Source organism: Paenalcaligenes sp. Me131 (assembly GCF_050487225.1).
Lineage (GTDB): Bacteria > Pseudomonadota > Gammaproteobacteria > Burkholderiales > Burkholderiaceae_B > Paenalcaligenes.
Genome location: NZ_JBKQGY010000003.1, coordinates 24,154 through 45,515, shown reverse-complemented (window position 1 = coordinate 45,515; position 21,362 = coordinate 24,154). Strand labels below are relative to the sequence as shown.

Genomic DNA, 21,362 nt, shown 5'->3' with positions numbered 1-21,362 from the left:
ATTATTAATTATCGATGAAAGTGGTAGCAAATGTTGCGCAGAACAATACTGTCACGATGTATATGTAGTTATGGCGTTAGGCATTATTATCTGTTTTTTGCGCTGCAGCAAACATGAACAACGAATAATACACATTTCCTGCTCGCTGTTCCCGTAATGGCGTAAGAAAAGCAGGGGTAGTAATCGTATTTTCGGACTCTACGTATACCAAAGCATCCGGCGCTAAAATACGAGGCAGTAAAGGCCAAACCTTCTCCAGCCATTGCTGGTTGAATGGGGGGTCCAGAAAAACCAGATCATAAGGCATTTCAGTACGCTCCAACACATGCAGCGCGTCGCCGGCATGGATGCGTACAGACATGGCATCAAGCTTGTTGCGTATTGCCCTCAGCGATGCAAGGACATTTGGGTTGTTTTCCACCATTTGTACATGCGCGACGCCGTGCGAAGCTGCCTCAAAACCCAAGGCGCCAGAGCCGGCAAACAAGTCCAGCACGCGTTTTTGTTGAAAATCATCCTGCCAGAAATGGCGTAACCAATTAAAGAGAGTTTCACGTACACGATCAGGAGTAGGACGTAGCCCTGTCGCTTCCGGTACAGTGATGGGTGTGCGGCGGTATTCCCCGCCTACAATACGGATTGTGTGTTTTTTCATGGGCGCGTAGTATCGCCAGTGGCGTGATCCAGAATTTTGCTTAAGTGTAGATTGTATGTTCAGTTTTTTTAAAAGAAAGAAAGCCGCAAAAGAAGAGGTTGTTGTCAGTACGACGCACGAACCGCTTCAGCCCACTGTGGCAGAAAACCCTGTGCCAGAGGAGCCCAAGGCTGATGCCGTTGTGCGCGCACCCGCACAGGTAGAAGTATTAGCACCTGATGACGGCATTTTTAAAGAGCATGCGCGGGAAGTGGCTGCTGTGTCAACGGCAGATGAGCCAGTGGTGGAAGCACAACCGGTAGCCCAGACCATTGTTGAGCCAGAGCCAGAGCCAGAGCCAGAAGTTGTAGTGGTTGCGGAAGTAGAGCCAAGCGCTAGCATGATTGCCGAACCCGAACCCGAACCCGAACCCGAACCCGAACCCGAACCCGAACCTCAGCCTGCGTCGCAAGCCGAGCCAGTGAAAGGGTCTTGGTTGTCGCGTTTGCGACAAGGTTTGTCCCGTACAGGCCAAGCCATTGGCGGTATTTTCGTTGGCGTTAAGGTTGACGAAAATCTGTTCGAAGAGTTAGAAACCGCCTTGATCATGGCAGACGCTGGTATGGAGGCAACCGAGAAGTTGCTGACCGAACTACGCGCTAAGGTGAAAAAAGACCGTATTGCTCAAGCCGAAGACGTGAAAGTGGCTTTGCGCGAAATTCTGACCAATCACTTGAAAGTATTGGAAAAGCAGTTTGATCTTAATGCGGCCAAACCTTTGGTAGTGATGATCGCTGGCGTGAATGGTGCGGGTAAAACGACGTCCATCGGCAAGTTGGCCAACGACTTTCAGGCAAAAGGTGCATCCGTTCTGTTGGCAGCAGGCGATACATTTAGGGCGGCCGCTCGTGAGCAATTGATCGAATGGGGCGCACGTAACAATGTGGCGGTGATTGCTCAAGACGGTGGTGACCCTGCCGCAGTGGCTTTTGATGCCGTTAATGCCGGTAAAGCACGCGAGACAGGCGTTGTAATGGTAGATACGGCAGGTCGTTTGCCTACTCAGCTGCACTTGATGGAAGAGTTGAAAAAAATCCGTCGTGTCGTGGCTAAAGCCGATGGTAGTGCGCCGCACGAAGTGTTGCTGGTAGTGGATGGCAACACGGGCCAAAATGCGCTGTCGCAGATCAAAGCCTTTGATGCTGCCATTAACCTCACCGGTTTGGTCGTGACGAAGCTAGACGGTACAGCCAAAGGCGGTATTTTGGCTGCTGTGGCCGCTGGTGGCCAAGGCGTACGTCCTGTGCCTGTGTATTGGATTGGTGTGGGAGAAGGCATTCACGATTTGCAGCCATTTGTGGCCAGTGAATTTGCGTCGGCGCTACTGGGCGATAAAGCCTAAGCCTCCCTTGCAAAGAAAAATGCCACCTGCATCCTACAGGTGGCATTTTTTATGTCATCACACTTTCACGTGAGCCACCACACTCGTTATCGCTATCAGCGAACCCCAGAAGGCAGGTAGCCAAAACGAGCACGGAATCGTTCAGAGAAGCGTGCGGGGGACTGGTAGCCGCACGCTTGGGCAACGTGCGGAATGCTCCATGATGTGGTTTGTAGCAGCATCAGGGCATGGTGCATACGAGTATCTATCAGCAGGTTTTCGAAACGCACGCTTTCACTGGCAAGGCGTCGCCGTAGCGTGGCTTCGCTCATCGCCAAGGCTCGTCCAGCCTCGTGTGCGGTCCAGCCCCGATCTGGTGCTTCGCTAATCAACGTGCGTAAGCGCCCAGCCGTTCCGCTTTGTTTGGGCCCACGGAAGACATGCCCTCGTTCAGCAAGCGCAAAGAGTAAATCCATGAGCCTGCACTGTAGTCGTTCGTCGCTTACCCGTTTGATGTCTACGCTGTCTAGTACCAACTGAAACGTAGCGGCTAGGTCGTCGTCCAGCGCGGTTAACGTATAAGGAGCCTGTTTGGCTTCATCAGAAAGATGAGCGTGGCTCGTGCGCTGAAATGTTTCTAGTAAGGTTGCCGAAAGAGTCAGAAAAATAGAGCGGAAACACTTCTCGTGATCATCTGGCGTTTTTACTAGATCGACGCATGTGCCCGGTTCGACGAGCAGCAACGATGCCTGTGCGTCAATCGCAAGTGGATGTGTGTCATCATCCAAATCTAACCGACCTGCTGCGATCAGCAGTACGGTAGCGTCATGGAATAAAAAAACCGGAGTATGTTGAACTCGTGTCAGAACTGGCTGTGCCAGTGCGCACAAACCGCGCCGTAGCACGGGGGTACCCGATGGCAGCTCCCAGTGCTTGTGAGCCTCAACGTGTGCGGTCAGTGAGGCAGTTTGCCGTGGCTCTACGAGGCGCAGTGTGTGCTGATTCACAGGTCAGTTAAGCGGTACGGATGGGTTGAGACTGTATAAACCGGTGAGGCTGGCTTGTCCCAGTACAGGGGCAGCTTTCAATGCGGCGAGCACGTTGGCGCCTGTGAGTGGCCCATTTACCGTCAGGGTAGGGGTAGCCAACGCATAGAGCGTGAAGATGTAGTGGTGAACGAGAGTGTCATTCCAGGGTGGACATGGGCCATCGTAGCCATGGTAGTCACCCTTCATTTGATCGTCACCGGCGAACCACGCTGTGTAGTCGTTGATGCCGTGGCGCATGCCGCCCATCGTAGTGGGACCGGGTTTGCCGCGAGGGGTGATGCCGTCCGAGTGCGAACCAGCGGCGATTTCTGTTGTGCTGGCGGGAATGTCTAGTAACAGCCAGTGAAAGAAGTCAATTCTTGGCAGGTCGGCAGTAACCTCACGACCTTCCTGATTCACGTCATCACCGCGACTAGGCACGTCAGGGTCGTGGCAGACGAGAACAAAGGATTGTGTGCCAGCGGGAACATCACTCCAAGCAAGGTGTGGATTGCGGTTTGATGACAAAGCAACGTGCTGGGCAGCATCTGGCACGGCGAAAGCAAATTCGCCAGGAATGGCCTGACCGTCCTTGAAACTGTGACTGATGAGTTGCATGTGAGGTGTGGTCCTGTGGATAGTTAAAAGGCATGCTGTGCTACGTGGTGCACAACTGATGGCCATTCTACGGGCGCAGGTATTCCTCTAAAGCACCATATCCAATCAATTATTTCACATTGCCAATCAAATTGATCTCTTTTGATGGGTTTGAGCTGTTCTTATTCTGGATAGGCGGCGTGTACCAACTGCTTCAGCACTTTTTTAGCTTGCTTCACGTAATGTTGTCGTGTGGCAGTTAGCCAACCTAGCGCCCAATAGCGTTGTTCAGGGTCATCCAAATGCTGTTGGCACCATTCGTGGGTGACATCGCAATCGGTGATTTTCCCCAAAAAATGCTGGGTATTACGCAGTGCATCGTATAGGGGTCTATGCGATGAAGTGCCTAGAAACTCTAAGCAATAACGCAGAGTTTTAATGCGGTTACGCAGTCTGTGCTGCTGACGCTGACTTAGCTCGGCAAAGTTTTGGCTACGCAGTTGAATGGACTGTAGCTGAGCTCGCAATACCGCATGTAAGGCCAAATAGGGTTTGGGTTGTGTATTGTGGTTTTCTTCTTCAACTAGGCTTTGACCACTCAGCAGTTGGGCTAGGTTGTTTAATAGGCTGCGTTGAAAAAGGCTGCTAGCGGCTAATTGTTGTATCTCTGCGCTGGTGCTTGCAGTGGTAGGTAGCACCAGAGCAGGGCCAGGTAAGCCGGCTAACATCAGGCGAGGTAGGGTTTCTAAGCTCAGTAAGTCAGAGTCTCTGGCCTCGCCAAACATGGCAAAAAATGGGCGCATTTCACGGGTGGCAGCTTGTTCTGCTGTGCTCATCCATGGGCTGAATAAGCGTCGGCAGGAACGCAGTCTGCGCATCCCCACACGCATCAAGGCTAAATAAGTGGCTTGCTGTTCCTCATCTGCGTCATGACCATCAATGCCTGCTAATAGGGATGCATTACGGATGATTTGTCCCAAGTACAGCAGAGCGCTGTCTACATAACCTTGTTGCAGGTTATGAATGGTGGGAAAAGCGTGTGTATGTAGTCTATAAGCTTGATACAGTGCATCATGTACGGCTTCGCTGCTGGTCGCGCCGCAGTTTACAACCTGTGCCAAGATATCGCCGCGTTCTGATTTGCTGCGTAAGTCGATGATGAGACCGAATTGCTCCATCCATTGAGCACCTAGTTGGAAAATGCTGGCGACATCACCCTCAATCAGCTCAAACTCAATTTCATTAACAGGCAGTTCTACGTGGCCGGATTGGATAACACCATTGTCCAAGGCAATTTCTACGATAGAGCCTGCACAATCCATGCGTACGTGGTGACGCTCTATGCGTGTCTCATAGCGTGGGGCCAACTGCGCAGCATGCTGTTGTACTACGGCTGCGGCAGGCAGGTTGTCGTAGAGTGTGAGATCCAGTGTGGGCGTGGGGCGCACATGGTTGTATTCCAGCTTTGACAGCTCATCAGGGCCGGCTGCTTTGAGGGTCTGAATCCATTGCTCGCCTTCTAGTCGTAAACGCAGGGCGACACGCGTTTTAGCCAGCGTGCGCGAGGGCGTGTCAAAGTAAATAGCATGCAGAGGTTGGATGGAAGGGTTTAATGCTGCAATCTGATCCAGCAGCCCCTTCCGGCTCTGTTCAGGTACATACAGTTTCAGCTCGCGTTCTAGCACAGGGATGACAAAAGTGTTGGGTTGATGAGTGATATTGGCACACGCCATCAGCGTATTGTACGAATTTGCCGTGCAAGCGCTAAAATGGAGCTATCTACTATAAAGCAGGAACGTCATGAGTCATACAGTACAGACAGAGCTTTCCGAAGCGGATATGCAACAGGCAATTTCATCCGTGACCGAGATCGTGGCTGAGCTACGGGCTGGTCGGATGGTGATCCTGGTCGATGAAGAAGACCGAGAGAATGAAGGCGACTTGGTAATGGCGGCAGAGTTTGTCACGCCAGAAGCCATTAACTTCATGGTTACCCATGCACGCGGACTGGTGTGCCTGACCCTGACCGAAGAACGCTGTGTACAGCTGGACTTGCCCTTGATGGCGTCCCGCAATGGCACACGCTTTGGTACAAATTTTACGGTATCCATTGAGGCCGCTGAAGGCGTGGCTACCGGTATTTCAGCCGCAGACCGCGCTCGCACCATTAAGGCTGCCGTAGCACACGATGCTAAACCTGCTGATTTGGTGCAGCCTGGTCACATTTTCCCCGTAAAAGCGGTGAATGGTGGTGTGTTGGTACGTGCAGGTCATACTGAAGCGGGTTGCGACCTAACACGCATGGCAGGGCTGACTCCTGCTGCCGCTATCTGTGAAATTTTGAAGCCCGATGGCAGCATGGCGCGTTTGCCTGACCTCATCGTGTTTGCACGTGAGCATGGTCTGAAAATCGGTACGATTGCCGATTTGATCCAATACCGTAGCGAACACGAATCCATGGTTGAGCGTTTGTTTGATAACGAACTGGCTACACCTTGGGGCAAGTTTCAAGCGATTGGTTACCGTGATTTGGCATCAGGTGCTTTGCACTTGGCGTTACAACATGGCACGATTTCGCCAGAGACCGAAACGTTGGTGCGTGTACACGAGCCAACAACGGTGCTTGATTTACTGTGCTCAGAAGGTAAAGAGCACAGCTGGACAGTTGCGGGTGCATTGGATGTCATTAAACAGTCCGAGGCCGGTGTTGTGGTATTAATGAATTGCCAAGGCGAGGCTGATACCTTGTTTGAACAGTTCTCCGCACGCCAAGCCGAGGGATCCTCTGCTGCTGGTGAACAACGTCAACACCGCTATGATTTACGCACTTACGGTATTGGTGCACAAATCTTGCGTGATTTGAATGTGGGCAAAGCGCGATTACTGGCCCGTCCACGTAAAATGCCAAGTATGGCAGGCTTTGCCCTGACCATTACAGGTTACTATAGCGAACCAACTCATTCTGCTTGATCGGAGCCGCCACTATGAATCCTTATATCGTAAATCCAGACTTTAACGGCGAAGGCCTGCACGTAGGTATTGTTCGTGCACGTTTCAACGAAGAAATCGGTACAGCGCAGCTGGAAGCTTGCGTGGCAGAACTGGTAGCGTTGGGTGTAGATGCACGTGATATTACTGTGCTGTCTATTCCTGGTGCGTTGGAAGCGGGTTTGATTTTGGCTCAAATGGCTGAAACAGGCGAGTTCGATGCATTGGTTGCATTGGGTGCCGTAATCCGTGGTGAAACCTACCACTTCGAGATTGTCAGTAACGAAAGCGCTGCGGCCATCAGCCGTGTGTCGCTGGAAATGGGCATGCCTATTGCCAACGGTATTCTGACTACCGAAAATGATGAACAAGCGCAGGTGCGCGCCGCTGAGAAAGGCCGTGATTGTGCCCGTACAGCGGTAGAAATGGCCAACTTGATGGCATTGCTAGAACCCGACTTCGATGAAGAAGACGAGTTCGAAGAGGAAGAAGATTTTGACAACGACGACGAATAAAACGCCGGGTAGTAACGGTCGCCAGAACCCCACTCGCAGTGCCCGTAGACGGGCACGCGAGTTTGCGTTGCAGGGGGTTTATGCCTGGTTGATCCGTGGTGTTGATGGTACGCGCGAGGCGGGTGCTATTGATGCACACATACGCGGTGAAGAATACTTTAACGACGCCGATGCACAGTGGTATCACACGCTGTTTTATGGGGTAATCCAAGAGGCACCAGAATTGCGTGAGCAGTTCATGCCACACGTGGATCGTCCCTTAGAAGAGCTGTCTCCTATTGAGCACGGCATCTTGTTGCTGGGCAGCTATGAGTTGGCCCATCACGTAGAAGTGCCTTACCGTGTTGCCATCAACGAGGCTGTTGAGTTGGCAAAAGAATTTGGTGGCACTGACGGCTTCAAGTTCGTGAATGGTGTTCTAGACCGAGTGGCAGCGGCAGTACGTCCTGCTGAAGTGAAGAAATACCAGAATCGCAGCTGAGTTGCCTAAAGAATTTGATCTAATCGCACAGTATTTCACCCGTCCTGCCCCTGAAAAGATGGTAGGAGTTGGTGACGACTGTGCGATTTTTTCATTACGCTCAGGCCATGACTTGGCCACCAGCACCGACCTGTTGCTGGAAGGGCGACACTTTTTTTCTGATGTAGATCCCTATTTGCTGGGCCGCAAAGCGTTGGCAGTGAATCTGTCCGACCTTGCGGCGGCTGGTGCTTCGGCGCGTGCGTGCCTGCTCAGTTTGGCATTGCCCTCGGTAGACGAAGCATGGCTGGCTGGCTTTAGCCGTGGCTTTCTGGAAATGGCGGATGCTCATCATTGCCCCTTAATTGGTGGCGATACGACCCGCTCACTGGATCACATTACGATTGGCGTGACGGTAATGGGTGAAGTGCCTAGAGGCAAAGCGTTATTGCGTAGCGATGCGCAAGAAGGCGATGACATTTGGGTCACCGGGTATCTGGGGGCTGCAGACTTAGCATTACGCTATTTAAGCGGCAGCCTAGCGCTAGATTCTGAGCGATTGCAGGCTTCTAGAGCGGCCTTGGAAAACCCAGCACCGCCAGTGTCGTTTGCGACCCATCTACCCGGTATGGCACACGCTGCTATCGATATCTCTGATGGTCTAGCACAAGATTTAGGCCATATTCTAAAAGCCAGCCAATGCGGTGCTGAACTGCTGCTGGCAGATCTTCCTATGCATGATGCTTTACGTGGCTTACCTGCTAATTTGCAGAACGAAGCCATGTTGGCAGGCGGGGATGTGTTCCAGTTGTGTTTTACTGCTGCTTCAACACAGCGCGACGCGCTACAAGCGTTGGCTGAGCAGCATGATATTGTGGTGCATCGTATTGGCCGCATCGTTAACGGTTCGGGTCTACGCGTAGTGGATCAGAACGGACAACCTCTTTTCTTAGCTCATCAAGGTTTTGATCATTTCGCCTGATGACGCCTGTGCGACAGGAAACAAGCATGGTTAAAGATTACTCTCAACAGTCTCGCCCTTCCTTGCGTTGGGTATTTGAGCGCCCTGAGCGCATTGTGGCTTTTGGCTTTGGAAGCGGGGTGATTTATCCCGGCCCAGGCACTTGGGGAACCGTACTGGGTTGGGCGCTGTGGTTGGTGCTTGGGCAATTTATGCCGCTGTGGTTGGCCCTAACCGTAGGGGGCGTGGGCTTCTTGGTAGGGTGTTGGGTTAGCCAAAAAGTAGGCGATGAGTTGGGCGAGCCAGATCACAGTGGTATGAACTGGGATGAAGCCGTTGCCATGTGGTTGGTGCTGTGCTTTACACCGGCCTCGTTATGGGCGCAGCTCTGCGCATTTATTCTGTTTCGCTTTTTTGATATTGTTAAGCCGGAACCTATTCGCTTCTTAGACCGTCGTTTTAAAGGCGGTTTTGGGGTGATGCTGGACGATTTACTTGCTGCGCTTTACGTGGCGATCATCATGGCGCTATTGGTACGTTTCGAGGTGTTCTAAATGCTGAATACATCCATTATTGAGTTGGCTGCTGCATTAGGTGACAAACTGACGCGAGAAAAGCTTTTTCTGGCGACAGCAGAGTCTTGCACAGGTGGTTTGGTAGCAGGTGCTTGCACGGCTATTGCAGGTTCCAGTAATTGGTTCGAGCGTGGGTACATCACCTACAGCAATGAAGCCAAGCAAGAAGAGTTGGGTGTGAATACCGATACGCTAGAGCGTTTTGGTGCAGTAAGCGAAGAAACAGCCATGGAAATGGCGGCAGGGGTATTGGCGGTAGTGCCTAAGGCTGATTTGGCGGTGTCGACGACAGGCATTGCTGGGCCAGGCGGTGCTACAGCCGGTAAACCTGTAGGCATGGTGTGCTTTGCCGTGGCTAGACGCACCGAAGAGGGCGTTACGGCGCGTGCTTATACACAGCTTTTTGAGGGTGATAGAGCGCACGTACGCGAACAGGCTGTGCAATTTATTTTGCACAGTGCATTCACGTCATTGTAGAACTTAACGACCGCGCGCTTGATTGATAGCGTCGCGAGTGTGGCGAGCCGCTTGTGCAGCGGCTTCGCGCCAGTCTTCACCTTGGCTCGCATACAGAATAGCGCGTGATGAGTTGATCATCATGCCATTGCCTGTACTGCTCGCACCGGCTGCAACTGTGGCAGGGATATCACCGCCTTGAGCACCAATGCCTGGAATCAATAAAGGCATATCGCCTACGTGTTGACGGACAGCGGCGATTTCCTCAGGGAAGGTAGCGCCTACCACCAAACCACATTGGCCATTTTTGTTCCATTTGTTTGCGACGAGTTCGGCCACATGCAGGTACAAGGGCTGACCATTTTCCAATTTCAGGAATTGCAGGTCAGAGCCGCCAGCGTTAGAGGTGCGGCACAGAACAATCACGCCTTTGTCATCCCATGCCAAATACGGTTCTACCGAGTCAAAGCCCATGTATGGGTTCACGGTAACAGCGTCGGCTTGGTAACGGCCAAAAGCTTCTAAGGCGTAGTGATTGGCGGTAGAGCCAATGTCACCACGTTTGGCATCTAATACGATGGGCAGCCAAGGGTAGTGTTCACGTACGTATTGGCATAAAGCTTCCAACTGTTCTTCAGCAGCACCGGACGCAAAGTAAGCGATTTGGGGTTTGATTCCGCAGGCGTATTCGGCTGTAGCATCTACGATTTGGCGGCAAAACTCGAAAATAGCATTAGGGCGATCACGCAACTCGGCAGGAAAGCGGTTGGGATCGGGGTCCAAGCCCACCATCAAAAGTGAGTTGGTTTGATTCCAGGCGTGTTCTAGTTTGGAGTTGAAGGTGTTCATGTGCGTGCGTGATGGGGGCTAAAGAAAGGCATCAACACTAGGTTGATGCCTGTTGGGACGGACTACATTATATGACAAAGCCCTGTGCATGGCATGGCCGTGCATCAGGGCGGTCATTACAGGCTGTGCTTTGTGGTAGGTTAGGTCACACTACTATCATCACGCCTAGTACCAGACAAAGCAGAAAAATGTAGATTTTGGCGTGTATGCGATCAGGGATACGGCCAATCCAACGTGCGGCTACTCGTATGCCTACCCACGACCCAACAACCAGAATTAAGCAGGCTGCTAAATCCACATAACCAATGTGCCAAGCACCTAGCGATACGGCATCGCGGGATGCCAGCAGCATGTAAGTTAAGGTGCCAGATATAGCCATAGGCAGTGACAGAGGGTTAGCCATGGCTGTGGCGCTGGTCATGCTGGCCCCACGCCTACGCATTAATGGCACGGTCATCACACTACCGCCTACGCCCAACAATGCCGCAAAACCACCAATCGTAATACCTAATGATGCCAATTGCAGCGGTGGCATAGGGCGTATGTTGTTTTGGCTTTCGTGTAAGAAACCGGGTCTAAACAAGCTATCTAGAATGGTGAGTATCAGGTAAATAATGAATGCCCAGCGTAGCCAGGTGGCATTCAAATTCAATGCGGCTGTTGCGCCAATCACAGCACCAATCGCAATGTAAATCAGGAAAGGGCGTATTAAGTCCCAACGTAATGTGCCAGCGATAAGGTGGCGTCGCGTGGCTAAGGCCGTGCCAAAGATCATCACGCAGGTAGAAGTGGCCACGGCAATATGCATGGCCGCTTGGCCTATTTCGCTTTGCGTACCATGTAGCGCTAGCAACAGGGTATAGAGCAGTGGAACCACAATAAAACCACCGCCAAAACCGAATAACACCGTGGTGACACCAGTCAGCACACCAAAGCCTAAGAGTAGCCAGTACATGATCAATCTCTTGAATGAAAACTGTACTATAGGTGCGTGAGGTCTGGCCTGCTTTAGCTTATTGGTCAATAATGAGTGAGTTTAGGCCAATCAGAGAAAGTTATGCACAATGTACGACTGAGTGAAGTGGATGCGGTTGACCGTCCTGTGCTGGCCATAGGTACGGATTACACGCCTGGTACGCTACTGGATACGCACAGTCATAGACGCGCACAAATGCTGTATGGCATGAGTGGGTTGATGGAAGTGGATACTGCTGCTGGCGCATGGGTGATCCCACCGTATAGTGGTGTGTGGATTCCTGCAGGGCAGCCACATCGCGTGCGTATGCAAGGGGTAAGCACGCGCAGTTTATACATAGAGCCGCAGGCTGCTCCTAGGGCTACAGAGCAATGCGAAGCGTTAATTATTTCGCCCTTATTGCATCATTTGCTCTTGGCCTCGCTAGAGGTCCCCGCGTTGTATGACGAAGCGGGGCGCGATGGCGCATTGATGCAGTTATTGCTATATGAAGTGGGGCGTGCTCCTACCATGCCTCTGTTTGCACCATTGCCGCATGATGCGTCGTTAGCAGAACATTGCAAAGCTTTTTTATTGCAACCTAGTATTCAATCCACGCCGGACGAATGGGCGCAATCGTTGCATAAAAGCTTACGTACGTTTACGCGGTTTTTTAGGCAGCAGACGGGCATGTCGTTTGGTGAGTGGCGTCAGCAAGCCTGCTTGATGGCTGCCTTAACAAGATTGTCCACAGGGCAGTCGGTGACACAAGTGGCGTTGGACTTGGGGTATGAAAGCCCTGCTGCATTTTCAGCGATGTTTAGAAAACAGCTAGGGCGGTCACCGTCAGCATTTAGGCAGTCAGACTGGTTAGCTTAAGCAAATGCTGACGGTGACGACAGAGGACGCAGGCGGTTATTTCTCTTCGTCGCGTAATGTGAGTACTTTGACGCCAGTACGTGTGACAGCGACGGTGTGCTCAAATTGTGCAGATAGTTTCCCGTCATCAGTTACTACTGTCCAGCCGTCGTGCTCGGTGTGCACGTAATAGCTGCCTTGATTCAGCATGGGTTCAATGGTGAATACCATGCCTTCTTTTAACGTTTGCCCCGTTTTGGGTTTGCCCCAATGCAGCACATCAGGCGGTTCGTGCATTTCTCTACCAATACCGTGGCCGCAGTAGTCTCTAACAACCGAGTAACCGTGCAGGCGTGCGTGGCGTTCAATCGCATGACCTACATCGCCAAGTCGTGCCCCAGGGCGCACAGCGCGAATGCCTTTCCACATGGCTTCATAGGTGATCTGCACGAGTTTCTTGGCCGCAGGGGATACCTCACCCACCATATAGGTTTTGCTAGAGTCAGCAATAAACCCATTTTTCTCTAACGTAATATCGAAGTTCACAATATCGCCGTTTTGGAGAATGTCGGTGTGTGAGGGCATGCCATGACACACCACGTTGTTAGGTGAGGCATTGAGTGCAAAAGCGTAGCCATATTGGCCTTTGCTGGCAGGGCGAGCGTGTAGGTTATGCACAATGAAGTGATCAACAATGTCGTTGATTTGCATGGTAGACATGCCTATCAAGTTGTAGGTGTCGATGTGTGCAAAAACCGAGGCCAGCAGTTTTCCTGATTCGGCCATTAACGAGATTTCTTCGGGGCTTTTAATCATAAGGATGTGCTACTTGCCGATTGAGGGTCTACGCCTGCGGCTTGCAGTTCACGAGCAACCAACTCATTAAATGGCACGGTGGGATTCATTTCGCACAACATACCCATTTTGATCCAGAAAGCGGCTTGTGCATTGATGGACCTGCAGGTGACGGCGCTAGCTTTGCGTAGTTGGTCGTGCAGTTCATCGTCGATATTTACTATACCCATATACCACCTATATACGAAACGTATATGAATCATAGCATGATCATCACGGCTGTTTGTGAGAAAAATAGACTGGGTTTTCTATATTGTGTTGTGCGGTGAGCAGAGGAATGGTGCAGGTGGCTGGGTGAGGTGAGTGAATGCGAACAGCCATCTGGTGAGAGGTGGGCGTGACGGGTAATCACGACGGTGAGCACAACGAAAAAACCCTGCAGCAATGCTGCAGGGTTTTTAGAAGGGTTTCGTACCTTGCTAAGCAAGGCACGAAGGAGGATGGGTGCTTAGAAGCCGCCCATGCCGCCCATACCACCCATACCGCCCATGCCGCCCATGTCAGGCATACCGCCATCGGCTTTGTCGTCAGCGATTTCAGCAACAGCAACTTCTGTTGTCAGCAACAAGCTGGCAACGGATGCAGCGTTTTGCAGAGCTGTACGTGTTACTTTGGTTGGATCCAGAACACCAGCCGCTACCAAGTCTGTGTACTCGCCTGTGGAAGCGTTGTAACCGTAGTTACCTTCGCCAGCAGCAACAGCGTTTACTACTACGCTTGGCTCGTCGCCAGCGTTAGCAACGATAGTGCGCAGAGGTGCTTCGATAGCGCGCAGTACCAGTTTGATACCAGCGTCTTGATCCAGGTTGTCGCCTGTCAGTGCAGCAACAGCAGCGCGTGCACGAATCAGAGCAACACCACCGCCAGGAACAATACCTTCTTCTACAGCAGCGCGAGTGGCGTGCAGAGCATCTTCCACGCGAGCTTTTTTCTCTTTCATTTCAACTTCAGTTGCAGCACCAACGCGGATCACAGCAACACCGCCAGCCAGTTTGGCTACGCGTTCTTGCAGTTTTTCACGATCGTAGTCGGAAGTTGCTTCTTCGATCTGAACACGGATTTGTTTTACACGTGCTTCGATGGATGGGCTGTCGCCTGCGCCATCAATGATCGTTGTGTTTTCTTTACCTACTTCGATGCGTTTGGCTTGACCCAGGTGCTCAAGAGTAGTTGTTTCCAGAGACATACCGGTTTCTTCGGAAATCACGGTACCGCCAGTCAGGATAGCGATGTCTTCCAGCATAGCTTTACGACGGTCGCCGAAGCCTGGAGCTTTAACAGCAACAGTTTTCAGGATACCGCGGATGTTGTTCACAACCAGAGTAGCCAGTGCTTCGCCTTCTACGTCTTCAGCAATGATCAGCAGAGGACGGCTGGATTTTGCAACTTGCTCCAGAACTGGCAGCAGGTCACGGATGTTGCTGATTTTCTTGTCGAAGATCAGGATGAAAGGCTCATCCATTGCAGCAACTTGTTTGTCTGCGTTGGTGATGAAGTAAGGAGACAGGTAGCCACGGTCGAACTGCATACCTTCTACTACGTCCAGTTCGTTTTCCAGGGATTTACCGTCTTCAACAGTAATCACACCTTCTTTACCCACTTTGTCCATGGCGTTAGCAATGATTTCGCCGATGGATGTATCGCTGTTTGCAGAGATAGAACCAACTTGAGCGATTTCTTTGCTTGTAGCGCAAGGACGGGACAGTTTGCGCAGTTCTTCAACTGTTACAGCAACAGCTTTATCGATACCGCGTTTCAGGTCCATTGGGTTGATGCCAGCGGCAACGTATTTCAGACCTTCTTCAACGATGGCTTGAGCCAATACAGTAGCGGTAGTAGTACCGTCACCAGCGTTGTCGGAAGTTTTGGAAGCAACTTCTTTCACCAGTTGAGCGCCGATGTTTTCGAATTTGTCTTTCAGTTCGATTTCTTTAGCAACGGAGACACCGTCTTTAGTAACGGTAGGAGCGCCGAAAGAGCGGTCCAGAACAACGTTACGGCCTTTAGGGCCCATCGTTGTTTTTACAGCGTTAGCCAATGTGTTTACGCCGCGTACGATACGTGAGCGGGCGTCATCACCAAAAAATACTTGTTTAGCAGCCATTGTATATTCTTCCTAGAATTTGGTACGTGAGACGTAGGGTTACTCGATGATCGCGAGAACTTCTTCTTCGCGGATAACCAGCAGCTCTTCGCCGTCTACTTTGACAGCCTGGCCAGCGTATTTGCCGAACAAAATTTTATCGCCGACTTTCAGGTCCAGGGGCTGAACCTTGCCGTCATCTGTGCGTTTGCCGGGGCCTACTGCCACTACTTCACCTTGATCAGGTTTTTCAGCAGCGCTCTCAGGGATAACAATACCGGAGGCAGTGGTGCGCTCGTTGTCCAGACGCTTTACGATCACGCGATCGTTCAGAGGACGTAATGCCATGGTTGAACTCCTGTTCAAAAAAAGCAAATAAATTGGATAAAAATGGTTCGGGAGAGGCATTAGCACTCAACCCGAGGGAGTGCTAATAATTATAAGGGCGAAAATTTGTATTTCAAGAGCCTATATACCTAGGGGATGTAAGTGTTTCTCCTAGGCATTAGTAGACTGGGAAATCTCACCTAAGCTGCATCAATCCATGCGAATCAGGGTTTTGCCCTCTACCCCTAACCACCTATTATTTCTACATGGGGGTGGTGAGCGTGCTTTCAAGGTGCTGTTACATTTCTAGTGTGCGTAACAGGTGGTAGTGCTTGCGCTGTCACAAGGCAAACAAAGCCCAAGTATGATGTACTAATGATATGTTTTTATGTGATTGCTGTTCTGTTTAGGGAGAGTGCAAAGCATGTCCGGGTCCAGTCTTTATGACCAATTTATAACGTTGGCGAAAAATCAGGAAAAACGTGTATGCGCCGTGGCGCATCCCTGCGATGAAGTCTCTCTGAGCGCCGCTTTGGAAGCGCGCGAGCAAGGTTTTTTTGATTTAGTGTTGGTGGGGCCGGAATCCCGCATCAAAGCAGTAGCCAGTGCGCATCAGTTAGATATTGCTAACGTGCGCATCGTCAATGCAGCACATAGCCACGAGTCGGCTGAAATGGCGGTACGCGAAGTGATGGCAGGGCGTGCCGATCTACTGATGAAAGGCAGCTTGCATACTGATGAGTTGATGCACGCGGTATTGGCTACGGATGGCAAAGGGTTACGTACTGAGCGCAGACTCAGCCATGTGTTTTTAATGGATGTGCCGCGCTATTCCGATTTGCTGTTCATCACTGATGCGGCAATTAATATTCACCCTGATCTCACCACCAAAGCGGATATCGTTCAAAACGCCATTGATCTGCACTACGGTTTAGGGCTGGGTCAGCCTCGTGTGGCCCTACTATCCGCGGTAGAGCAAGTGACAGCCAAAATCCCTAGCACTTTAGAAGCCGCAGCGCTGTGCAAAATGGCCGATAGAGGGCAAATTACGGGTGGATTGGTAGACGGCCCGTTGGCGTTGGATAATGCGATTAGCGTGGCGGCCGCTGAAATCAAAGGCATACATTCTCCTGTCGCAGGCAGAGCGCAGATTCTGGTCGTACCTGATCTAGAGGCCGGTAATATGTTGGCGAAAAATCTAAGCTTTATGTCGGGTGCGAAAGCGGCCGGTATTGTGTTGGGTGGGCGTGTGCCTATTATCTTGACCAGTAGGGCAGATAGCGGTGAAACCCGTTTAGCATCGTGCGCGGTAGCGTCGGTTTACGCGGCTTATCAACAAGCACAGCGTGCTGCCGCATTGTTGGCTCAGCAGGAGTCATAGTATGAGCATTGATACCTTGTTGGTGGTGAACGCGGGTAGTTCCAGCTTGAAGTTTCACGTGTATGCACTAGATCAAGAGCAAGCAGAAGGGCTTCGTTTTTGGTTTGGTGGTCAGGTATCCGGTATTGGTACGTCACGCGCAGTGCTGAAGGTCAAAGACTCTGATGGCAAAGAGCTGATCAATCAGAAGCTCAGCGAAGAAGACGCCAGTAATTTGCGCCAAGCACAGGATTTGTTGGCGACCTGGTTAGCCACCCAATTAGACAAAGCGCCTGTGGCGGTAGGTCACCGTATCGTGCACGGCGGCGTCAAAATGACAGGCAGCCGAGTCATTGATGAAGACGTATTGTGGTACTTGGATAGCCTGGCACCATTGGCGCCTTTGCATCAGCACAATAACTTGGCACCCGTGTCTGTGATTAAAGAGCGTTGGCCAGAAATGCTGCAAGTGGCGTGCGTGGATACGGCGTTTCATTGCTGCCAAAGCACCATGGTGAACCACTACGCATTGCCTGAAAAATATTACGAGCAAGGTGTACGTCGGTACGGTTTTCATGGCTTGTCGTACCAATATATTAGTGAGTACTTGGCTGAAAATATGCCTAGACTGCATCAAGGGCGGGTGCTGGTTGCGCACTTAGGCTCAGGTGCTTCGGCAACGATGGTGGTAAACGGGCTAAGTCGTGAAAGCACGATGGGCTTTACGGCGTTAGATGGCTTACCTATGGCCACGCGTCCTGGGCGTTTGGATGCCGGTGTGGTGCTGTGGTGGATGCAGCAGCAAGATATGACTGCCGCCCAGATTCAAAACCTGTTGTATAACGAGTCAGGCCTTAAAGGTATGTCAGGTATCAGTGGGGATATGCGTGAACTGCTGGCGAGTGATGCGCCGTCCGCAAAGTTAGCGGTAGATTATTACGCCTATCGAGTGGCAGAAAGTTTGGCTGGCCTGTGTGTCTCAGCCCAAGGTGTGGATGCTTTAGTGTTCACAGCGGGTGTGGGTGAGCACAGCCCAGAGATACGTGCTCGTATCGTGGCGCATTTGGGCTGGTTGGGGCTAGAGTTGGATGCGGAAGCAAATGCTACCAATCAGCCGCTGATTTCCACCCCGCATAGCAAGGTGGAAATCCGTGTGATACCTACGAACGAAGAGCTGGTCATCGCTCGCGAAACCTTGCGCCACTATAAAGAGCAATAGTACTAGCGCAACATGCCGGCCGCTGCCGTTTGGTGAGTGGCCGGATCAATCAAAATAAACGCGCCTGTAGCGGGTTGCGTTTGATAGGCCTCATTCACCAAGGGGTCACGTACTGTCAGACTAATAGCAGCCAGATCATTCATGTGCAAACTTTGCGAGCCAGAAATAGGCTCTAAGGTTTCAATGTCTCGCACATGATGAATGGCGGTTAATTTGGCTTGTGTGAGGCGTGTACCTTGTTTAAGCAAGTAGTGGCGAGCAGGGTTTAATGCGGTGGTGTCCAGCCAGCATAGGTCTGCTTCTAAGGTGCGCGAGAGCGGAAGCGCCTCGGTGGCGAGGCTGAGTAAATCACCACGAGAAATATCCAACTCTTTATCTAGCGTAAGTGTCACGGCGTCGCCAGCTTGCACGCTATTAACGGCTTGGCCTGAGCGTAATAGCGATGTGATGCGGGCCGTGGTTTGGCTGGGCCACACGCGTACGCTGTCACCTATGCTTAAGGTGCCACGTTGCAACTGCCCAGCATAACCACGAAATGCCTGTGCGCTATGTCCGTCATGGCGTATTACCCACTGTACGAATAGGCGGGCCTCCGACTGCGGCGCAGGGGCTTCGGTGGGCAACTGCTCTAATCGTTGCAGTAGCGGCAGGTCTGTAAACCACGGGGTGTGCTCAGAGCGTTGGCTGATGTTGTCGCCTTGCAATGCCGATACTGGAATTGCATGAAAGCTCTTGATGCCTACTTGAGCAGCAAGTTTGGCATACGACGCTTTGATGGTATTGAAGATGTTTTCATCCCAATCCACCAAATCCATTTTGTTGATCGCCACGATAATGTGCGGAATATTCAACAGATGGGCAATAGTAGAGTGGCGACGAGTTTGAGTCAGCAGTTGGCCGTCACGCGCTTTGCTAGCATCAATCAAAATGATGGCGGCTTGTGCGGTGGAAGCACCGGTAATCATGTTGCGTGTGTACTGCTCATGTCCCGGCGCGTCAGCCACAATAAATTTGCGTTTGGGTGTGGCAAAGTATCTATAGGCAATATCTATGGTGATGCCTTGTTCGCGCTCTGCTTCTAAGCCATCCGTTAACAACGCTAAATCCGGTTCGCTAGCCGTGGTACGACGATACTTGGATTTATTGATGGCGGTCAGCTGATCGGCAAAGACGCCTCGGGTGTCTAACAGTAGACGGCCAATTAATGTGGATTTCCCATCGTCTACCGAGCCAGCAGTGATGAAACGTAGTACGTCGGTGGTGTTGGCGTTCACCCAAGATTCATTGACAGTATTCATTAGAAGTATCCTTGTCGTTTGCGATGTTCCATAGAGGCTTCAGAACTTTGGTCGTCCATACGCGTAGCCCCGCGTTCAGTCAGAGTGGCTAAGGCAGTCTCACGAATAATGTCTTCGGGTGAGGCGGCGCTAGACTCCACAGGGCAGGTGCAAGAAATGTCACCGACGGTTCGAAAACGTACTTGTACGCGCTCTATGGTTTCGCCCTCTTGAGGCGGTGTAAGGTCGGTATTGGGGATCAATAAACCATTACGACGCACTACCTCACGTTCATGAGCGTAATAAATGGGGGGCAAGGCAATGTCTTCACGCAAGATGTATTGCCACACATCCAGTTCAGTCCAGTTTGAAATAGGGAAGGCGCGCAGGTTTTCACCGGGGTGTATATGGGTGTTAAACAGATGCCAAAGTTCGGGGCGCTGGTTTTTAGGATCCCATTGACCAAACTCATCTCTAAACGACACAAAGCGTTCTTTGGCACGGGCTTTTTCTTCGTCACGTCTGGCACCGCCTATGCAGGCATCAAAGCCGAATTCGGCGATAGCTTCTAGCAAAGTGACGGCTTGCGCGCCATTGCGTGACGAATTTGCGTGACGCAACACCACTGTGCCGCGAGCAATAGAGTCTTCAACGGAACGCACAATTAAGGTTTCGCCAAGCTCGGCGGCACGTTGATCCCTAAAGGCAATGACTTCGGGATAGTTATGGCCAGTATCTATATGCAGTAAGGGGAAAGGCAGTTTGCCGGGTCTAAAGGCTTTTTCAGCCAGTTTCAGCAATACGGCAGAATCCTTACCGCCAGAAAACAGCAGTGCAGGGCGTTCACATTCGGCAGCGACCTCCCGCAACACGTAAATGGCTTCGGCTTCTAGCCAGTCCAGATGGGTACGAGACGAGGGAAGGGCACTCATGACAGCTCCTGTGTAGTAGAAGATTGAGACAAGGGGGAGGCGTGTAAACCGCACTCCACGCTATGGCGTTGCTCCCACCACCAGCGGCCTGCGCGCAGGTCTTCGCCTGGGCGTATGGCGCGGGTACAGGGATCGCAGCCTATAGAGGGGTAGCCTTGGTCGTGCATGGGGTTATAGGGAATCGCTAAAGCACGAATAATTTCCCATACCTGATCGGTGTTCCAGTCACGCAAAGGGTTAAATTTTTGTAGACCAAATTGCGCGTCATACTCGTGCGCTTGTAGCTCGGTACGCGTTTGTGATTGCTCGCGACGCTGCCCAGTAATCCAGGCTGATTTGCCTTGTAGATAGCGCTGCAAGGGCTGCACTTTACGTAGCTGGCAACAGGCTTGGCGTAAGGCCAAGCTTTCGTAAAAGGCGTAGGCACCGTGCTCAGACACATGGGCGGCCACGGCATTGGCATCGGGCTGTAAAACTGTAATAGCGCTTTGGTAATGTGCTTCTACCCGCTTGGCTAACTCTAAGGTTTGCGTAGGCAAACGGCCGGTATCTAACATGAAGCTAGTAATAGGTAGCTGTTGCTGACGTATGGCGTGTTCTATCACCATATCTTCAGCCGCCAAGGAGTTGGCAAAGACAGCATCTGGATGTTGTTGTGAAATCAGTTGTAGCTGATCCAGTAATTGAGTCCAGAGAGTCTGGGTGACTGTTGATATTTGTTGTACAGCAGAAGAAGTCATGGCGCTATAGTCAGTTTGGAACAGAAGATGGCGTCAGGTTTGGAGAGCCTGGCAATGGGTATGTCAATAGGCCATTGTCAGTGTGTGGGGCAATGAAAGGAACGAACTAAAAGTAGGTTTCTTATGGCGGTTGTCTATATGGAGCAGCAAGCGGGTAGCGTTGGCAGTACTTTGCGTAAGTGGGATAGGCCTGTTACCATGGAGTTAGTGAGATTATTACTACTTCGATATGGTGATAGGTAAAATCAATCAACAGTATTGTATTAATCAATTTCACAAATCAAATAGTGCTTCCTATAATGGAATCACTAA

Annotated in this window: 23 protein-coding genes; 10 read left to right on the top strand and 13 right to left on the bottom strand. The window is 51.4% G+C overall.

Going from position 1 to position 21,362, the window contains the following annotated elements:
- Nucleotides 1-76: 76 nt before the first annotated feature.
- Complete coding sequence (rsmD, locus tag ACLPHM_RS11845) at nucleotides 77-655, bottom strand: 16S rRNA (guanine(966)-N(2))-methyltransferase RsmD (RefSeq protein ID WP_430221443.1); 579 nt, start codon at nucleotides 653-655, stop codon at nucleotides 77-79.
- A gap of 55 nt (nucleotides 656-710) precedes the next feature.
- On the opposite strand from rsmD, the gene ftsY reads away from it, so the two are divergent.
- Nucleotides 711-2,036 carry a signal recognition particle-docking protein FtsY gene (gene ftsY, locus ACLPHM_RS11840; protein WP_430221442.1) on the top strand — a complete coding sequence of 442 codons (1,326 nt, stop codon included), beginning with the start codon at nucleotides 711-713 and terminating at the stop codon, nucleotides 2,034-2,036.
- Between the two features lie 95 nt (nucleotides 2,037-2,131).
- Here the strand turns inward: ftsY and ACLPHM_RS11835 are convergent, their stop codons facing one another.
- The 3 genes from ACLPHM_RS11835 to ACLPHM_RS11825 all read right to left on the bottom strand — a co-directional run bounded on the left by ACLPHM_RS11835 (nucleotide 2,132) and on the right by ACLPHM_RS11825 (nucleotide 5,373).
- Complete coding sequence (locus ACLPHM_RS11835; protein ID WP_430221441.1) at nucleotides 2,132-3,022, bottom strand: helix-turn-helix transcriptional regulator; 891 nt, start codon at nucleotides 3,020-3,022, stop codon at nucleotides 2,132-2,134.
- Nucleotides 3,023-3,025: 3 nt separating this feature from the next.
- The gene (locus ACLPHM_RS11830) at nucleotides 3,026-3,661 is read right to left on the bottom strand and encodes a YbhB/YbcL family Raf kinase inhibitor-like protein (RefSeq protein WP_430221440.1); all 636 of its coding nucleotides are present in this window, start codon (nucleotides 3,659-3,661) and stop codon (nucleotides 3,026-3,028) included.
- A gap of 161 nt (nucleotides 3,662-3,822) precedes the next feature.
- On the bottom strand, nucleotides 3,823-5,373 hold the full coding sequence (locus ACLPHM_RS11825; protein WP_430221439.1) for a CYTH and CHAD domain-containing protein: 1,551 nt from the start codon (nucleotides 5,371-5,373) through the stop codon (nucleotides 3,823-3,825).
- Nucleotides 5,374-5,440: 67 nt separating this feature from the next.
- On the opposite strand from ACLPHM_RS11825, the gene ribBA reads away from it, so the two are divergent.
- From ribBA to ACLPHM_RS11795, 6 genes are read left to right on the top strand one after another with little or no spacing between them, the layout of a single operon-like run.
- Nucleotides 5,441-6,610 carry a bifunctional 3,4-dihydroxy-2-butanone-4-phosphate synthase/GTP cyclohydrolase II gene (gene ribBA / locus ACLPHM_RS11820; RefSeq protein WP_430221438.1) on the top strand — a complete coding sequence of 390 codons (1,170 nt, stop codon included), beginning with the start codon at nucleotides 5,441-5,443 and terminating at the stop codon, nucleotides 6,608-6,610.
- A gap of 14 nt (nucleotides 6,611-6,624) precedes the next feature.
- Nucleotides 6,625-7,143 carry a 6,7-dimethyl-8-ribityllumazine synthase gene (ribH, locus tag ACLPHM_RS11815; protein WP_135861841.1) on the top strand — a complete coding sequence of 173 codons (519 nt, stop codon included), beginning with the start codon at nucleotides 6,625-6,627 and terminating at the stop codon, nucleotides 7,141-7,143.
- Nucleotides 7,091-7,624 (top strand): transcription antitermination factor NusB, encoded by a 534-nt coding sequence (gene nusB, locus ACLPHM_RS11810; protein ID WP_135861839.1) that lies wholly within the window; start codon nucleotides 7,091-7,093, stop codon nucleotides 7,622-7,624. Before ribH ends, nusB begins: the two co-directional genes overlap by 53 nt.
- Before the next feature lies 1 nt (nucleotide 7,625).
- Nucleotides 7,626-8,585: a thiamine-phosphate kinase gene (thiL, locus tag ACLPHM_RS11805; protein WP_430221437.1), complete on the top strand. Its 960-nt coding sequence runs from the start codon at nucleotides 7,626-7,628 to the stop codon at nucleotides 8,583-8,585.
- Nucleotides 8,586-8,611: 26 nt separating this feature from the next.
- Entirely contained in the window at nucleotides 8,612-9,118 is a 507-nt protein-coding gene (locus tag ACLPHM_RS11800) for a phosphatidylglycerophosphatase A family protein (RefSeq protein WP_430221436.1), read from the top strand.
- On the top strand, nucleotides 9,119-9,616 hold the full coding sequence (locus ACLPHM_RS11795) for a CinA family protein (protein WP_430221435.1): 498 nt from the start codon (nucleotides 9,119-9,121) through the stop codon (nucleotides 9,614-9,616). It begins immediately after the preceding gene.
- A 3-nt stretch (nucleotides 9,617-9,619) separates the two neighbouring features.
- On the opposite strand, the gene pyrF is transcribed toward ACLPHM_RS11795, so the two are convergent.
- Nucleotides 9,620-10,444 carry an orotidine-5'-phosphate decarboxylase gene (gene pyrF, locus ACLPHM_RS11790; RefSeq protein ID WP_430221434.1) on the bottom strand — a complete coding sequence of 275 codons (825 nt, stop codon included), beginning with the start codon at nucleotides 10,442-10,444 and terminating at the stop codon, nucleotides 9,620-9,622.
- Between the two features lie 145 nt (nucleotides 10,445-10,589).
- Entirely contained in the window at nucleotides 10,590-11,399 is an 810-nt protein-coding gene (locus ACLPHM_RS11785; RefSeq protein ID WP_430221433.1) for a sulfite exporter TauE/SafE family protein, read from the bottom strand.
- Between the two features lie 102 nt (nucleotides 11,400-11,501).
- On the opposite strand from ACLPHM_RS11785, the gene ACLPHM_RS11780 reads away from it, so the two are divergent.
- Nucleotides 11,502-12,278: an AraC family transcriptional regulator gene (locus ACLPHM_RS11780; protein ID WP_430221432.1), complete on the top strand. Its 777-nt coding sequence runs from the start codon at nucleotides 11,502-11,504 to the stop codon at nucleotides 12,276-12,278.
- A gap of 36 nt (nucleotides 12,279-12,314) precedes the next feature.
- Here ACLPHM_RS11780 and map read toward each other — a convergent pair whose 3' ends face one another.
- The 4 genes from map to ACLPHM_RS11760 all read right to left on the bottom strand — a co-directional run bounded on the left by map (nucleotide 12,315) and on the right by ACLPHM_RS11760 (nucleotide 15,543).
- A complete protein-coding gene (map, locus tag ACLPHM_RS11775) occupies nucleotides 12,315-13,073 on the bottom strand; it encodes a type I methionyl aminopeptidase (RefSeq protein WP_430221431.1) in 759 nt (252 codons plus the stop codon).
- Entirely contained in the window at nucleotides 13,070-13,282 is a 213-nt protein-coding gene (locus ACLPHM_RS11770) for a ParD-like family protein (RefSeq protein WP_430221430.1), read from the bottom strand. Before ACLPHM_RS11770 ends, map begins: the two co-directional genes overlap by 4 nt.
- Nucleotides 13,283-13,560: 278 nt before the next feature.
- The gene (gene groL, locus ACLPHM_RS11765; protein ID WP_430221429.1) at nucleotides 13,561-15,216 is read right to left on the bottom strand and encodes a chaperonin GroEL; all 1,656 of its coding nucleotides are present in this window, start codon (nucleotides 15,214-15,216) and stop codon (nucleotides 13,561-13,563) included.
- Nucleotides 15,217-15,255: 39 nt separating this feature from the next.
- A complete protein-coding gene (locus ACLPHM_RS11760) occupies nucleotides 15,256-15,543 on the bottom strand; it encodes a co-chaperone GroES (RefSeq protein ID WP_135865183.1) in 288 nt (95 codons plus the stop codon).
- Nucleotides 15,544-15,946: 403 nt separating this feature from the next.
- Between ACLPHM_RS11760 and ACLPHM_RS11755 the strand changes: the two genes are divergently transcribed.
- Together ACLPHM_RS11755 and ACLPHM_RS11750 are read left to right on the top strand one after the other, a co-directional pair.
- Nucleotides 15,947-16,903 (top strand): phosphate acetyltransferase, encoded by a 957-nt coding sequence (locus tag ACLPHM_RS11755; RefSeq protein ID WP_430221428.1) that lies wholly within the window; start codon nucleotides 15,947-15,949, stop codon nucleotides 16,901-16,903.
- Between the two features lies 1 nt (nucleotide 16,904).
- The gene (locus tag ACLPHM_RS11750) at nucleotides 16,905-18,101 is read left to right on the top strand and encodes an acetate/propionate family kinase (RefSeq protein ID WP_430221427.1); all 1,197 of its coding nucleotides are present in this window, start codon (nucleotides 16,905-16,907) and stop codon (nucleotides 18,099-18,101) included.
- Between the two features lie 2 nt (nucleotides 18,102-18,103).
- Here the strand turns inward: ACLPHM_RS11750 and ACLPHM_RS11745 are convergent, their stop codons facing one another.
- Genes ACLPHM_RS11745 through ACLPHM_RS11735 form a run of 3 tightly spaced genes read right to left on the bottom strand, consistent with a single transcriptional unit; the run spans nucleotide 18,104 to nucleotide 21,050 of the window.
- Nucleotides 18,104-19,399 carry a sulfate adenylyltransferase subunit 1 gene (locus ACLPHM_RS11745; RefSeq protein ID WP_430221426.1) on the bottom strand — a complete coding sequence of 432 codons (1,296 nt, stop codon included), beginning with the start codon at nucleotides 19,397-19,399 and terminating at the stop codon, nucleotides 18,104-18,106.
- Nucleotides 19,399-20,310, bottom strand: coding sequence for a sulfate adenylyltransferase subunit CysD (cysD, locus tag ACLPHM_RS11740; RefSeq protein ID WP_430221425.1), 912 nt, complete (start codon nucleotides 20,308-20,310; stop codon nucleotides 19,399-19,401). The genes ACLPHM_RS11745 and cysD overlap by 1 nt, the downstream gene beginning before the upstream one ends.
- Nucleotides 20,307-21,050: a phosphoadenylyl-sulfate reductase gene (locus ACLPHM_RS11735; protein ID WP_430221424.1), complete on the bottom strand. Its 744-nt coding sequence runs from the start codon at nucleotides 21,048-21,050 to the stop codon at nucleotides 20,307-20,309. Before ACLPHM_RS11735 ends, cysD begins: the two co-directional genes overlap by 4 nt.
- Nucleotides 21,051-21,362: the final 312 nt, after the last annotated feature.